Origin of the sequence: Algibacter amylolyticus, assembly GCF_014202225.1 — a bacterium.
Lineage (GTDB): Bacteria > Bacteroidota > Bacteroidia > Flavobacteriales > Flavobacteriaceae > Algibacter_B > Algibacter_B amylolyticus.
This window is the reverse complement of record NZ_JACHGE010000005.1, coordinates 105243-121500: the sequence shown is the minus strand read 5'-3', so window position 1 is coordinate 121500 and position 16258 is coordinate 105243. Positions and strand designations below refer to the sequence as shown.

Sequence of the window (16258 nt, the reverse complement as noted above, 5' to 3'; positions counted from 1 at the left end):
CGATTATAATATGAAAAATCAATTAAAATTTTTAGTTCTAGCAATAGTCCTCTTAACATTAACATTTTCATGTAAAAATGAAGAATCTAATGCCGGATTAGTTGAAGATGTTTCCGAATTTAATGAGGCTGTTAAAAATGCAAGCCCAGGTGATGTTATTACTTTAGCTAATGGTGTTTGGAATAATGCAGAGTTAGTTTTTGAAGGCAAAGGAACGGCCGAGGACCCTATTACTTTAACTGTTGAAGAAAAAGGTAAAGTAACTTTAGAAGGCAACTCAAACCTTCAATTAGCTGGCGAGTATTTAGTTGTTGAAGGACTCGTATTTAGAAACGGTTACACGCCCACTAACGCTGTAATTTCATTCAGAAAAAACAGAGAGGAAATGGCTAATAATAGCAGATTAACCGAATGTGTTATCGATAATTATAATAACCCAGAGCGTCAAGTTCAAGATTATTGGATTACCATCTACGGGAAAAATAACCGTATTGATCATAACCATATTGTAGGTAAAAAGAACCTTGGTGTAACTATGATTGTTGGTTTAGATACTAAAGAAAGTCGCGCTAATAATCATCAAATAGATCATAATTATTTTGGTCCGCGCCCTACATACGGAAATAATGGAGGCGAAACATTACGTATAGGAACAAGTCACCATGCCTTAGAGAATTCAAATACCTTAGTAGAATCTAATTATTTTGATAGAACTAATGGCGAACACGAAATAATTTCAAACAAAGCATGCCAAAACACTTTTAAATACAATACTTTTTTTGAGTGTACAGGAACTTTAACCATGCGCCATGGAAATGAAACTTTAGTTGATGGAAATGTGTTTATTGGAAACAACAAACCAAGTACAGGTGGTGTGCGTATTATTAATGAAACGCAAACGGTAATTAATAATTATCATATTGGTTTAACAGGGTATCGTTTTAGAGGTGCTTTTGTAATGATGAATGGTGTGCCAAATTCGCCACCAAATCGTTATGTGCCAGTAATCGATTCTAAATTAAATAATAACACCTTTATTAATTGCGAACATATTCAATTATGTGCGGGTAGCGATGCAGAAAGAAGTCAAGCTCCAAAAACTTCAGAAATTTCTGGAAATATATTTTATAACGAAAACAAGAAAGATATTTTCACTATTTACGATGATATAAGTGGTATTACTTTTAAGGATAACTTTCTAGGTATAAACGGAGAAACTTCAATTAAGGAAGGTTTTGAAAATGTAGATATTACATTAGTTAAAAATGAACAAGGATTTTTAATTCCAACTTCAGATAAAATTAAAAACAAAATTACAATTAGCCCAAAGGTGGCGACTAAAGAAAATACAGGAACGACTTGGTATTCCAAAGAAGATAGAGAGGTAGCCTTAAATTCTGGGAAAGCAATTCAAGTAGCATCGGGTATCAATACCTTGTATGATATTGTAAAAACATCTGAGCCTGGAGATATTATAGAGTTAGAGGAAGGTGGAACATATTTGATAACTAAAGCAGTTAAAATAAACCACCCGTTAACCTTTAAAACCTCTGGGAATAAAAAAGCTACTGTTTTATTTGAGCGTATGATGGCTTTCGAAATTCAAGACGGTGGTAGTTTATCTCTTGAAAACGTTGCGTTCGATGGAACAAAATCTCCGGATTACGCTGGTAATTCTGTAATAAGCACAAGTAAAAACTCCATGATTGAAAACTATAAATTATTTATAGATAATTGTGAGTTTAAAGATATGGTAGTTAATCATTCTTTTGATGTATTGCGAGTATCTAAAGGCACGTTTGCAGATACCATTAGCATTCAAAATTCAACATTTAAAAATATCTCAGGTCACATTACTGCTTTAGATAAAGAAACCGATGATATTGGTGCGTATAATGTGGAGTATTTTATCATGAAAAATAATACAGTTACAGATTTACAAGGTGCTGCATTGCGTTTATATCGTGGAGGAAAAGACGAAAGTACATTTGGGCCATTTCTAGAAGTAGATCATAATGTTTTTAATAATGTAGGGCACGGTAAGAAAAACAAATATGAAGCAGCTATGTCGTTATATGGTGTTCAGGTTAATGCTATTGAAAACAACATATTTAATGAATCAAAAGGTTTAAAAATGCATTTAGTTGTAGGAGAGCCTGTAGTGGATATTTTGAATAATAATTTTTATAAATCTGATAAATTATTTGTTACTGGCGACCAAAAATATAATGTGGAGAATCTTTGGAGCCTTAACCCAGGTTTTGATGGTGATACATTCATATTAAGCGAAAATTCTCCTTTACTAGGTAAAGGAACAGATAAATTAAACCTTGGAACTATTAACTAGCAAAACCGTTTTTTTAAACATCTAGTTTTAATAGTTATATATATTTTTGGTGTACTAATTAAATTTTTAAATAATGAATTTAGATGTCCTTTCGAAAAATGAAAATCAAGAAATTACTAATCGAGTTAAAAAGATAATTTCTCAAATAAGTGATTTAATTAGCGAAAAACATTTGGAGCCTGGTGATAAGTTACCTGCAGAGCGTATACTAGCCGAAAAGTTTGGGGTAAGTAGACGAAGTGTTCGAGTGGCCATACTTAAGTTAGAGTCTTATGGGATATTAATATCTATGCCTCAAAGCGGAACTTTTATTGCAAATATTGGAACTATAGCCATGAAAGGGATGATTAAGGATATTTTAAACCTTGGTTTACCGGACTTTAAATCTTTAGTAGAGACACGAATTTTACTAGAACTTAAGGCGGTAAGTTTAGCAGCAGAAAGACGTACTGAAGAAGATTTAAAAGGCATTAAAGCAGCGCTTGATGCCCATGAGGCTAAATTATCAAGTGGAGAGGATGCTGTTCAAGAAGATTTATTGTTTCATTTAGCAATTGCTAAGGCTAGTGGAAATGTAACCATGAATCAAATTATGTTCGGTATTACACCTCAAATAATTGTAGATTTTAAAAAGTACCATAAAGATTACGATAATCTAGATGATCTAAGAATTAAAGAACACGTAGATATTTACCAAGCTATTGAAGATCAGGACCCTGTATTGGCAGAAAAAATGATGAAAAAGCACTTTAAGTTATTGTACGAATACTGTGGTGTAAGCTAAAGGTAGAGTATATAAAATAATAAAACTAACTATAAGATAATTCTGTGTTTTTAGGATTATCAACTCAATTAACATAATAAAATATGAATTATAATACTAAACTAGCGGGTAAAAATGTATTGATTACAGCTGGAGCACAAGGAATTGGTGAATCTATAACAAAGCATTTTATTGATAGCGGCGCAAATGTAGCTATACACTATTTTTCTAGTGCAGAAAAAGCAAATCAATTAACTGAATACGCCATAAGTAAAGGACAAAAAGCAGTCGCTATAAGTGGAGACTTAACTAACGAGGTCGATGCTAATGCCATGGTTGAGAAAACTGTTGAGGTTTTAGGAGGCTTAGACATTCTAATTAACAATGCAGGATCTTTAGTGGCACGTAAAATGCTTAACGAAATGGAGGCTGAATTTTGGCATAAGGTTATGGATATTAATCTAACTTCAATGATGTTTGTAACACGAGCTGCATCGCCTTATCTAGCAAAAAATGAGACAAGTAGTATTGTAAATTTAGCATCACTTGCAGGACGTAAAGGTGGTCATCCAGGTTCATTAGTATATTCTACAAGTAAGGGGGCTATTTTAACGTTTACTAGAGCGCTTTCAACAGAATTAGGAGGTCAGGGAACAAAGGTTAATGCTGTGGCTCCAGGGCTTATTCTAGGTACATCATTTCATAATACGCATACTACCAAAGAATCGGCAGCCCAAACCATATCCGGAATTCCAATTAACCGTGCAGGTAATGCTGCCGATGTTGCTCGAGCAGTGTTGTTTTTAGCTTCAGAATATGATGGATTTATAACCGGAGCTACACTAGATATTAATGGTGGTGTTTATAATATGTAATTTATAGATATTAAGGCTTTGATTTTTTTAAGCTTAACACATATTTTAAAGCAACCGTGGTTAGAAAAAATCTAAACCAAGCCTAAATTGAATTGGTTGAGGTCGTTACGACGAGCGATAGTTTTATTGGTATTGAGAAATTTTTTAAGTAAAAAGTAATTTCTCCTTAATATTATTTGTGTTTTATCATAAAAATAACGTATTTTTGGTAAACCAGTTTGGTTCACCAATAAATCAAGTAGAATAACACTGATTTTTAGCAAGTAGTAGAGTCTTCTTGTTTATTATTAAGATTTCGGTTTTTACTTGGTATCAGTACTCATAAAAGAAACAATTATTATACGTGTCGGGGGCATTGATTTGGTATTACTAAATGTTATTAAATAAATAATTACATGAGTAATAGATAAATAAGGGTCTTGTAGTCTGTTGTATTTTATAATTACATAGATGTAATAAACTCAAGATTAAAGGTCTCAGATAACAATGTGAGTTTATGGTTTAGGCTTACATTAGTTTGAGTTAGTTTGTTTGAAAATACTGATCTATAAATTTAGGTCGGTATTTTTTTATATGCATTTTTAAGTTTTACGCAAAAAAGAGAGCGAGTTTCAATATAGAACTTAAACCTTGTAGAACCCTAATTAGTATTAAATATGGGGCAAATGGGTTATATTTTATATAAATGAATAATAAGTTATGGTGAATAGCAATTTGGAAATTTTAATTTTACAGTCTTCAAGCTAATCTATAGATACAGCAATGTATTATTAGTTTATAGTTAATTTAGAAAATGGCTGAAGCAAAAAAATATACTAAATTGCAGTTCTCAATTCAAATCATAAAAATTAATTAAAATATAACATTCATGGAATTATATCCTATAAAATTCGAGCCACTTTATAAATACCGCCTTTGGGGAGGAGAAAAATTAAAAACACACCTTAACAAAGATTATAATGAGGAAAGTATAGGTGAATCATGGGAGATATCCGATGTAAAAGGAGATGAAACTAAGGTTTTAAAAGGCGCTTTAAAAGGACAAACTCTTAAACAACTAATCCAAACGTATAAAGGTGCTTTTGTAGGTGAATCTGTTTATAAAACTTTTGGGGAAGACTTTCCGTTATTAATCAAGTTTATTGATGCCAAAACACCATTATCAATTCAAGTACACCCAAGTAATGAATTAGCAAAGGAGCGTCATAACTCATTTGGAAAAAATGAAATGTGGTATGTCATGCAAGCCGATAAAGATGCTGAATTAATTGTAGGTTTCGAATCTGAGATTGATAAAGAAGAATATCTTAAACAATTGGAAGAGGATACTATACTAAACGTTATGCATCATGAAACCGTTGCACAGGGAGATACTTTTTATATTCCTACTGGACGTATTCATGCTATTGGAGCTGGAGTATTATTAGCTGAAATACAGCAAACATCAGATGTCACTTATAGAATTTACGATTATAATAGAGTTGATGTTACAACGGGTAAAGAACGCGAATTACACAACGAATTAGCTTTAGATGCAATAGACTTTAAATATTTCGATAATTTTAAAACGGATTATAAGAAAGAGGTAAATACATCCAACATCTTAGTACATTCTCCGTATTTTAAAACTAACTTTATTAAAGTTGAAGGAGAAATTACTAAAGATTACACTAAGTTAGATTCTTTTGTAATTTATATGTGTGTTAGTGGAGCTTTAGAAATTGAATCCAACAATGAAAAATACACATTAAAAATAGGAGAAACTATATTATTGCCTGCTGCAATCGATAATGTGAAAATTTCATCTAATAAGGCAGAGTTTTTAGAAATATACTATTAGTTGTTTTAATTTTTTCATTAAATTAACCTTCCTTAAATATGGCGAATTCAGTTTAAATAAATGCTATGTAGTTAATAATTAGCTGTATAGTAGATTTTTAATAGCTTTTAAATCCAATATGAGTATAAAAAAAGGTTGTATTAGTGTTTTATGTTGTTTAATAGCCTGTTTTAGTTACGGGCAATTCAATAATATAAAATTTGAAAATTTAGATACTTATAATGGACTTTCTAGTAGTACTTGCGAAGAAATTTTTCAAGATAAAGAAGGTTTTTTGTGGTTTGGTACTATTGATGGTCTTAATAAATATAATGGCTATGAGTTTGAGGTTTTCCGGTCTGTTTTAAACGATTCTACTTCCATAAGTAATAATAGAGTAAATGCAATTGCCGAGGATAATGAAGGAAACCTCTGGGTGGGAACCACCAATGGCCTAAATTTATTCAATAAAAAAACCAATAAGTTTACTAGGGTAAATTTATATGGGCAAATTGCAATGTCTAATAGTTCTGAAAAGATTATTAATGATTTGTTGTTTGACTCTGCTAATAATACCCTTTGGGTGGCTACTAATATTGGTGCCATTAAAATCATTTTAAGTGATTATTCTGGTAATCAAAATAATTTTACCTACTCGTATTATATTAATGATCAATCCAACGTAACATCTATAGATAATAATGGTGTTAATGTAATTTTAAAGGATGAAAATAACATTATATGGATTGGTACAAAAGGCGCACATTTAAACAGGTATAACGCTAAAAAAGATAATTTTGATAGAGTTTATATTGAAAATAAAGAATCTTATGAGTTAGACCATATACCTAAAAAGGTTGTAATTGATACTGATGGCGATTTCTGGATAGGAAACGATCTTTCTAACCTTATATTTTGGGATAAGGACCAAAATTATTTTAAACATGTTTCTTTATCGGATAGGAGTGTGCCAATTTTTGATATTTACCAAGATAAAAATGGTTTGTTTTGGGTTTCTACAGATGTTTTTGGATTGTATATCTTCAAAAAGGAGAACAATAATGCTGTACTGCTTAAGCATATTTTAAATGATTATGCAGATCCATTTTCACTTCCAAACAATAAACCTACTAAAATTATTGAAGATAGAAATGGTATCTATTGGATTGGCAGTTACGATAAGGGAGTTAGTAAATTAGATTTGTCTAACAACTCCTTTGGACATTACTATTACAAGGCTAATAATGCAAATGGGTTGAGCGAGAAAACGGTACAATCTGTTATGCAAGACTCAAAAGGAAGAATTTGGATTAGCACATATAATGGTGGTCTTAATTTGTTTGATGAAAAAACAGAATCCTTTAAGCACTACGGAAACGATCCCGATCCTAAAAAAACTTTAAATTCCACACAAATCTTATATACTTTTGAAAGTCATGATGGCGCTATTTGGGTATGTACCGTAGATGGTGGCGTTAATAAATTTAATCCAGAAACTAAAACCTTTCAAGCTTATCTGCATAATGATTCAGATAGTTTATCTATAGGTCAAAGTTCAGTATGGACAGGTGTCGAAGATTCTAAAAACCGCATTTGGTTTGGGCTTCGAACAGAAGGAGTGAGTTTGTATAACCCAAAAACAAATCATTTTTCCAATTATAAAAGTCATTTTGGGAAAGAAAAGCGACTGCTTAGCAACTCTGTGTTATGTATGTTTACAGATTCCAATGAAAGATTGTTTATTGGAACCTCGTTAGGGTTGAACTATGTTAATTTAAATAATCTAAAAGAGTTTATTCCTAAAACCATAAATTTTAACCAAGTTAAGGCTAAGGCCCTTGAAGGTGTTGGTGTAAATTATGTTACCGAAGATCATCTTGGAAATATCTGGGTAGGCTCTGATAAGGGCGTTTATAAGTTAGACTCAAACCTAAATATATTAAAATCTTACTCATCATTAGATGGTTTACCTAATAACTTGGTTGTTGGAATTGTAGAAGATGATAATTATAATATCTGGATAACAACCAAAGGAGGTTTGTCTCTATTGGATACAAGAACACATCAATTTAAAAATTTTAATACGCATGATGGTTTACAGGGACCAGAGTTTCAAAGTAAATCTATTTTTAAAACCCAAAATGGACGTATTCTAATAGGTGGTATTAATGGGTTTAATATATTTCATCCAAACGATGTCATTATTCCTGCCTCGGTTAATCTTAAACCTAGAATAACCAATTTTAAATTAAATAATAAAACAGTAGTTGCCGAAGATGTTGTAAACGGAAGGGTGCTTTTACACAAAGATATTGATGAGGTTAAGGATTTAGTTTTAAAGCATAATGAAAACTACATTTCCTTTGAGTTTTTAGCACTTTATTTTGTTAACCCAGAGCAGGTACAATATGCCTATAGAATGAAAGGCTTAGATGATGATTTTATTAATTTAGGATCAAATAGAGTGGTTAACCTTTCTAATTTAGAGCCTGGTGATTATACTTTTGAGGTTAAAGCATCAGCAAATACCGAGTGGGAAAAAAATCAAACAGCTTTTGTTAATATTGAAATATTGCCACCATTATGGAGAACCTGGTGGGCGTATTTAATCTATTTTTTAATAGGTGTTTTTCTGTTTTGGATTGTAGCTAAGTATTATACATCTAAAGTTCAAGAAGAGCAGAAACATGAGTTAGACCAAATGAAACTTCAGTTTTTTGTTAATGTATCTCACGAATTTAGAACACCGTTAACTCTAATTTTAAATCCAGTCGATAAAATACTTTCCAACTATAATAGCGATCCAGAATCGGTAAAAACATCAGCATTATCAATTCAGCGTAGTGCCAGACGTTTGTTGCATTTAGTAAATCAATTATTAGATTACAGAAAGATGGATGTTGGCATGTCGCCACTTCAGTTAGAAAAAGGGGATATTGTTAAGTTTAGTCAAGATATATTTTCGCTATTTAAAGATTTAGCTTTTAAAAAAGAGATTAATTATACTTTTGAAAGTGATTCATCAAAAATTATATCGCTTTTCGATTATGATAAAGTAGAAAAAATTATTACAAACTTAATTTCTAATGCTATTAAATTTACAAATAGTGGAGGCGATATTACCATTAGTGTAAATAGAGTAGAGGATTCCGGAAATAGTGCAAAACTGCCGTTTTTGAAAAATGATGGATTAAGTGATTACATAGAAATAATCGTAAAAGATACAGGAGTTGGACTTGATAAAGAACAGATAAGGCGTATTTTTTCTAGATTTTATAATTTAGACGAAAATAAGGCGGGAACTGGTATTGGTCTTAATTTTACCAAAGGATTAGTTGAGCTGCACGGGGGCGAAATACTGGTTGAGAGTAAGCATAAAAAAGGCACTATGTTTATAGTGAAATTACCTTTAAATCTAGACGGTAAAGCAGAAACAGTCGAGAATGTTAAAAATGAATTTTTAATAAACTCTATGAAAGCTGTTGAATATGATATGTTAATTTCTAATGACGATTTACCAAGAGTTAACCAAAAGAGTTCTGCTAGTACAGACGAAGAAGGAGGTAAATTGCCAATCGTTTTAATAGTTGAAGATAATAAAGAGCTTAGGGTGCATTTAAGTAACGATTTAAATGGCGAATATATAGTTAAAGAAGCCGTTAATGGAGCCGAGGGTTTAATAGCTGTAAAAAAACACATGCCAGATATTATAATTAGTGATGTTATGATGCCTAAAATGGATGGTTTTGAAATGTGTAAATTAATAAAGTCAGATATCGAAACGTGCCATATTCCAGTTATTTTACTTACAGCAAAAACCTTAGTTGAAGATAGAATACATGGTTACGAGCATGGGGCCGATGGGTATTTAGCAAAGCCTTTTGTAACGAAAGTTTTAAGAGCTAGAATTGTTAATTTATTAGAATCTAAAAAAAGACTTAGAAAGCGCTTTTCTGAAATTGGAGGTGTTTTCCCATCTAGCGAAGTTACTACCAATAATTTAGACGAAGCTTTTTTAGATAAGGCAACAAGAATAATAATAGAAAACATAAGTGATATTGATTTTAAACAGGAGCACTTGTTAAAGGAAATGAATATTGGGCGTTCTCAGTTCTACAGAAAAATAAATAACTTAACCGGGAGCAACCCAAGTAACTTTATACGTACCATACGTTTGCGTTATGCTTCAGAGCTATTATTAAAGAATGATTACTCTATTAAGGAAGTTACACACATGACGGGGTTTAACTCTACAGCATACTTTAGTAAAACCTTTAAGGAGTTATTTAATGTAACACCAAGTCAATTTATCGAACAAAGTAATACAGAATCTGAACAACAAGAATGACGTTGAAATTTAATTGTTAAATCTTATTGTGAATGGTATTAAAACAAAAAAACAGCTTATTAGTTTATTAAGCTGTTTTTTCATTTTATATAATTCCTTAATTAGTTGAGTCTGAAATTAGGATTGATAATGGCGCTTAATTACTGTTCATTTTTAACCGCTTACAATAATTTTTTAGCAATTGTAATTCTTAAATATGTTAATTTTTATTTCTTATGTAAGTAGGAAAAGTATCGATTAAATTTTATTAAAAAACCATTTAAGCCCTTTATACGCCTAAAAAGAGCAATAATTTATCTCTTTAGAGTAATAATTTATAAACTATAACCACCTGCTTTTTTAAGTTTGTATTAACAAATTGTTAACGGAAATTAACAATGTTCAAATTTTAACTATTCTTAATAATTTAATATTAAAATCTAGAGATGATTAAAATTTTTAAACGAATAACTAATTAACTAAACAATAACTATTAAACTAATTTACTATTAATTATGGCAAAAAAAATTATGCATAGAAAAAGTTTAATTATACTCTGTATGATTATGGCTGTATTTGGTTGCAAGCCTGATCCGCTGGAGTATGCCCGTCCCGATGATTTGGCGGGAACAATTTATACCCAACTGGAGTCGATGGGTACATTTGATTATTATTTAAAGTCGTTGGACCAAACCTTATATCCAGAACCTTTAAAAAAGGGAGGCTCATGGACTGTTTTTGCTCCTACAGATGAAGCTTTTGAGAAGTTTATGAGCGATGAAGGTTTCGCTACTTTTGATGCTATTCCTCAAGAAAGAATTCAACATTTAGTTGAGAATACAATTATTACAGATGGTTGGAATACAACAACCTTAACGTATTTTAAAAGTAGATTTTATTTAGGTCAAAGTTTTAGACGTAGAACACAATATCAAGCAGCTAATAGAGAATTTGATAAAGATACTTTACAACATATTTTTGAATGGGATAAGTTAGACCAACAAAAATACTTAATGAACTATAGTAATGGTAGGCAAAAAACTGTCGACTATTTTCTTGATTCGTATATGAGTACTTGGGGTGTCGAATATTCAGATTACGATTTTATGTTTCCTGGTGAGACTTTTAATGAAGGAGATATGAAAGTTTTTGATGCTAATGTTTCTCAAAAGAATGTAATAGCAGAAAATGGAATTATCTATGCTCTAGATAAAGTAATTGAACCACAGCCAAACTTATACGAAAATCTTTCAGCTGCAGAGTATGGAGGTAAATATTCTATGTTTAAAAAAATGATTGAACGTTTCGCTGAAATTAGATCATTGGGCGATCAAATAAATGAAGAAACAGGTGAGCTAGAAGAGGTTTTTCAGTTTAGATTTTATACAGGAGTTGAAAACGATGCGCTTCCTTTTAATCCATTTGATGAAAATTACGCGACAAATATAGACGGAACGTTAGCGCAGGCTTGGGGGTTTTTGGCTCCAACCAATGATGCGTTAATAAGCTATCTAGACGGTAATAGCATTTTGGGTCAGTTTTACGACTCTTATGATGATATGCCTTTAGATGTTGTAGGTAAGTTTTTATCACCTTATTTTTTTAATGATTATTGGGATATTTGCCCAAGTAGGTTAGGTCAAAGTTACGATACTAGTCTAGGTCTGGTAGATTATAAACTAGAAGATGTTGTAGATAAAAGGTTTTGTAGTAATGGTTTTTTCGTGGGTGTAAATACTGTTTATACTAACAATAGTTTCGGAACCATTATGGGACCACTTTTATTAGATGAAAATTATTCTATTATGCTTGGGGCAATTCAAGATTTAGGAATTGATACTGCATTACAGAGTAAATCATCACGTTTCACTATTTTAGGTGTTAAAAATGACCAATTTGTTGATGTTGCAGATCCAAATAGTGCGACTCGTAAAATTACGGTGTTAGTAGACGATCCAAGATTGCCACCAGGATATGATATTAATGTGTCTGGTGTAGTATATATGGAGGTAACTGGCGATCCTGGAAACGGTAATCGTATTTACCCAGATCCAGAAGCTTCAAGTCCTAGTTCTGCAGATGTTGCTTATGTTACAAAAACAATAAATGATATTGTACTTAATCAAATTGTTGATGAGGATATTGATTTTGGTTCTAATAATTATTATCAAACAAGAAGTGGTGAGTATGTATATGCGTTTGATGGTAATTCTGCCGCTGGAGGAGGCGATATTCAATTAGGAAGATCTGCTCAAATAGTAGAAACCAAAGAAACGGCTAACGGTAATTTTTATGAAATGAGTAGTATCATAGAAAGACCATTAGGCTTTACATACAGTTTGCTTGTAGATAATGCTACTACCTTCTCTTCTTTTTTAGAAGTTTTAGAAAGTGCCGATGCGTTTATTACTATTGTAGGGTCGGATGATAAATTATTAAATTTTCTAAACCTAAGTAGAACTTTTACATTATTTGCACCTAATAACAGTGCAGTTGCACAAGCTATAAGCGATGGTGTAATTGTAGATCCTTCTACAGTAGATGGGCTAGACGATTTAGATAAAGCTATTGCAAAAAGAGATCTTCTAAACTTTGCTAGAAAACATTTTATACAACAAGCATTACCTACAGATGGTAAAACTACAGGAACTTTTGCTTCAATGTATTTCAGTAAAATAGTTGACTTTGCCGAAATTTATGATGAGTTTTCAGTTGTTAATACAACATCTTCAATTTCTATTACGAATGTAGAAAGCGGAGAGTCTGTTACTACAAGTGGTATAACAAACTTATTTTCTAAAAGAGTGGTAATTCACGAAACCTCTAATTATATTAAATAGTAAAACTTAAAGTTTATAAAATATGAAGGATAAATATAGGTCATATTCTTATGTCTTAGTGGTATTTTGTATGCTGTTTTCGGTATTCAACGTATCAGCACAGTCAAAAATAAATGTTACAGGAACCGTTGTTGGAGAAAGTGATGGCATACCATTAACAGGGGCTACCATAGCCGAAAAAGATAAAAATAATCGAATTATTAACGGGGTTGTTGCAGATTTTAATGGAAATTTCTCTATTAACATTACAGACCCTACAAACACCCTAACGTTCTCGTATGTTGGTTTTATAACTAAGGAGGTTGTTCCTGGTAGTGAAACAACAATCGATGTGGCGTTAGCCGAGGATATCTCAGAGTTAGATGCTATTGTACTACGTGCAAGAAAAAAGGTATTTACTGGAGAGTTCGAAATGGATAAACGTAGAATAGCTACGGCTATTGAAAGTATCTCGCTTAAGGAACTTAGTGAAACAGTATCATCTGGTATTGTAGATCAATTGCAAGGTCGATTAAGTGGTGTGGATATTGTAGCAAATTCGGGTGAGCCTGGTGCTGGAATGTCTATTCGTATTCGTGGTACATCGTCTTTAAATGCATCTTCAGAACCTTTAATTGTTATTAATGGTGTTCCTTTTGAAACGGAAGTAGATGAGCTTTTTGATTTTGGATCTGCCGATGAGGAGCAATATGCTGCCATGATTGGTGTGTCGCCAGATGATATCGAAGAAATATCGGTACTTAAAGATGCTGCCGCAACTGCACAATATGGTTCGCGAGCTGCAAATGGAGTTTTACTTATTAAAACAAAGCGTGGAGCAAAAGGTCCTGCAAGATTTTCATACAGTTATAAAGGTAGTGTTGGATGGCAACCAGATGGGATTCCGTTGTTAAATGGTGATCAATATTCAACATTAATTAAAGATGAAAATATAGCAACAAACAATCAAACGGTATATCCTCAAATAGAATACAATCCGGAGTACGAGTTGTATAACTTGTATAACAAAAATATTGATTGGGTAGACGAGATTACGCAAACAGGAACAACACAAGAACACTTTTTAGGTGTTTCTGGTGGTGGTGAAAAATCATCATACCGTGTATCTGCGAGTTATAAAGATCAATTAGGTACTACACTAGGTAGTGCGTTTAAATTATTTACAACTAGAGCAATACTTGATTATAACATATCTGATAAAATCACTATATCATCAGAATTGTCTTATACACATGGTTCTTTAGATCGTTCTTATGCCAAAGATAATAGTTTAGGGCAGCAATCGCTAAGAGCATTAGCGCTTGTAAAAATGCCAAACCAATCTATATATCAATTAGATGAAGAGGGTAATTTAACAGATCAATACTTTACACCAATTGATGCTTTTCAAGGTAACGGAGTGCAGTATTACAACCCAGTTGCTATGGCTAGGTTATCAACAAATAATAATGAAAATAACAGGATAACGCCTATTTTCAGGTTTAACTATAAACCTATGAAGACTTTAGATTTCCGTTCTATTATTTCGTTTGATATTAATGTAGACAAAAGAGCGCTTTTTGTTCCAGAAGAAGCCTTAGGGACATCATGGACAAACTCAGCAGCTAATAGAGCAACCTTCTCCGATGCAGAGTTTTTTGTAATGCGTACAGATAATAGACTTATTTGGAGTCCAGGTTTAGGGGATAACCATTCGTTATTTACTAGTGCTTCTATTCAAACTTTCGAGAAAACGAGTCAAGGCTATGCAGCTGTAGCGAGTAACTCGCCAAGTAGTTACATCCAAACGCCAATTGCAAATACAAGAATAGAAGGAAGTGGAAATTCACTATCGTCTAGTTTTACACAAAACAGATCGTTGTCTTATAACTTTATGTTTAACTATCAGTTTTTAGATCGTTATATATTAAGTGGTGGTATTCGTTCAGAAGGTAACTCTAAATTTGGTAGTAGTTACAGGTATGGTACTTTCCCTAGTATAGCGGGTAAATGGATTCTTTCAGATGAGCCTTTTATGGAATCTGCGGAGTTTATTGACGAGCTTGGTATTAGAGCAAGTTATGGTGTAAATGGTAACTCACCAAGCTTTAACTATGGTCAATACAACACGTATTCAACATATAATTATAATTATCTTGATGAGCGTCCAGTAATTCCAAACAATATGGAATTAACCGATTTAAGATGGGAAACTGTTATTCAAAAAAATATAGGACTTACTTATTCTTTCTTTAACCGCAGAGTAAGTGGAGATTTAGAGTTTTATCAAAAAGACACTAGAGATTTATTGTCTAAAAATACATCTATTCCTTCTACTTCAGGTTTTTCTAATGTGCCTTTTCTTAACTTAGGTAATATTAGTAACAAAGGGTTTGAGTTAAGTGTAAGAACAAAGGTTATAGAAAATAAAGACTTTGGTTTAGAAGTAAACTTCAATATTGCACGTAACAATAACTTAATTACTAAAATTACTGATGCTCAGGATTCCGAAGATGGTAATCCTTTAACAACAGGAGAAGGCGGTTACTTAAAAAGAATACAAGAAGGTAACCCTATTGGGTCTTTTTACGGGTACAGATCTTTAGGAGTATTTAGTACAAGTGATGATTTAATAGCTCGTGATGAAAATAATGAGATTATTTATGATTTAGATGGTACACCTAAAACTCTAGTTTTTAATGGCGGTTATGAGTTTAGAGCTGGTGATGCGAGATACGAGGATGTTAATAAAGATGGTAACATTAACCGATTAGATGTCGTGTATTTAGGTAATGCTAATCCACTTTTATACGGTGGTTTCGGACCAAATATTCGTTATAAAAACTTCAGTTTAAATGCGTTTTTTAATTTCAGGTATAATCAGAAAATTATAAATATAGCACGAATGAATGCAGAAAGTATGGATAGTTTCGATAACCAAAGTACTTCTGTATTACGCCGTTGGAGAGCTGAAGGTGATGTAACAGATATACCAAGAGCAGTATTAAATAGTCCAGTAAATACTTTAGGTTCAGATCGTTTTCTAGAAGATGGGTCGTTTATGAGATTAAAATATGTAACTTTAAAATACAATCTACCGCAAACATTCATTCAAAAATTGAATTTTACGAAGGCTTCGGTTTATGTAACAGGAACTAACCTATTAACGTTTACAAAGTATTCGGGTTCCGATCCAGAAACAGGTAGTAGTAATAACTGGCAACAGTTAGGTTATGATACTAATCAAACACCTAGATCTCAAGAAGTAACTGTAGGATTAAACCTTACATTTTAAAACTGAAATAATT

The 16258-nt window shown here is 32.1% G+C and carries 7 protein-coding genes; all 7 read left to right on the top strand.

The window, feature by feature from the left end; genetic code table 11:
- Window positions 1–10 precede the first annotated feature (10 nt).
- The 7 genes from HNQ90_RS11370 to HNQ90_RS11340 all read left to right on the top strand — a co-directional run bounded on the left by HNQ90_RS11370 (window position 11) and on the right by HNQ90_RS11340 (window position 16245).
- On the top strand, window positions 11–2347 hold the full coding sequence (locus HNQ90_RS11370; protein ID WP_144116198.1) for a chondroitinase-B domain-containing protein: 2337 nt from the start codon (window positions 11–13) through the stop codon (window positions 2345–2347).
- Window positions 2348–2420: 73 nt separating this feature from the next.
- Window positions 2421–3131, top strand: coding sequence for a FadR/GntR family transcriptional regulator (locus HNQ90_RS11365; RefSeq protein ID WP_144116199.1), 711 nt, complete (start codon window positions 2421–2423; stop codon window positions 3129–3131).
- 83 nt (window positions 3132–3214) lie between these two features.
- Complete coding sequence (locus HNQ90_RS11360; protein ID WP_144116200.1) at window positions 3215–3985, top strand: SDR family NAD(P)-dependent oxidoreductase; 771 nt, start codon at window positions 3215–3217, stop codon at window positions 3983–3985.
- Window positions 3986–4853: 868 nt separating this feature from the next.
- Entirely contained in the window at window positions 4854–5825 is a 972-nt protein-coding gene (locus tag HNQ90_RS11355; protein ID WP_144116201.1) for a type I phosphomannose isomerase catalytic subunit, read from the top strand.
- A 118-nt stretch (window positions 5826–5943) separates the two neighbouring features.
- Window positions 5944–10152, top strand: coding sequence for a hybrid sensor histidine kinase/response regulator transcription factor (locus HNQ90_RS11350; RefSeq protein ID WP_144116202.1), 4209 nt, complete (start codon window positions 5944–5946; stop codon window positions 10150–10152).
- A 494-nt stretch (window positions 10153–10646) separates the two neighbouring features.
- A complete protein-coding gene (locus HNQ90_RS11345) occupies window positions 10647–12971 on the top strand; it encodes a fasciclin domain-containing protein (RefSeq protein ID WP_144116203.1) in 2325 nt (774 codons plus the stop codon).
- 22 nt (window positions 12972–12993) lie between these two features.
- Window positions 12994–16245: a SusC/RagA family TonB-linked outer membrane protein gene (locus tag HNQ90_RS11340; RefSeq protein WP_144116204.1), complete on the top strand. Its 3252-nt coding sequence runs from the start codon at window positions 12994–12996 to the stop codon at window positions 16243–16245.
- Window positions 16246–16258: the final 13 nt, after the last annotated feature.

What these genes read in the sequence shown, in the direction of transcription:
- HNQ90_RS11365 (WP_144116199.1), top strand. Translation starts at nt 2,421, where the DNA reads ATGAATTTAGATGTCCTTTCGAAAAATGAAAATCAAGAAATTACTAAT.
- HNQ90_RS11370 (WP_144116198.1), top strand. Translation starts at nt 11, where the DNA reads ATGAAAAATCAATTAAAATTTTTAGTTCTAGCAATAGTCCTCTTAACA.
- HNQ90_RS11340 (WP_144116204.1), top strand. Translation starts at nt 12,994, where the DNA reads ATGAAGGATAAATATAGGTCATATTCTTATGTCTTAGTGGTATTTTGT.
- HNQ90_RS11355 (WP_144116201.1), top strand. Translation starts at nt 4,854, where the DNA reads ATGGAATTATATCCTATAAAATTCGAGCCACTTTATAAATACCGCCTT.
- HNQ90_RS11350 (WP_144116202.1), top strand. Translation starts at nt 5,944, where the DNA reads ATGAGTATAAAAAAAGGTTGTATTAGTGTTTTATGTTGTTTAATAGCC.
- HNQ90_RS11360 (WP_144116200.1), top strand. Translation starts at nt 3,215, where the DNA reads ATGAATTATAATACTAAACTAGCGGGTAAAAATGTATTGATTACAGCT.
- HNQ90_RS11345 (WP_144116203.1), top strand. Translation starts at nt 10,647, where the DNA reads ATGGCAAAAAAAATTATGCATAGAAAAAGTTTAATTATACTCTGTATG.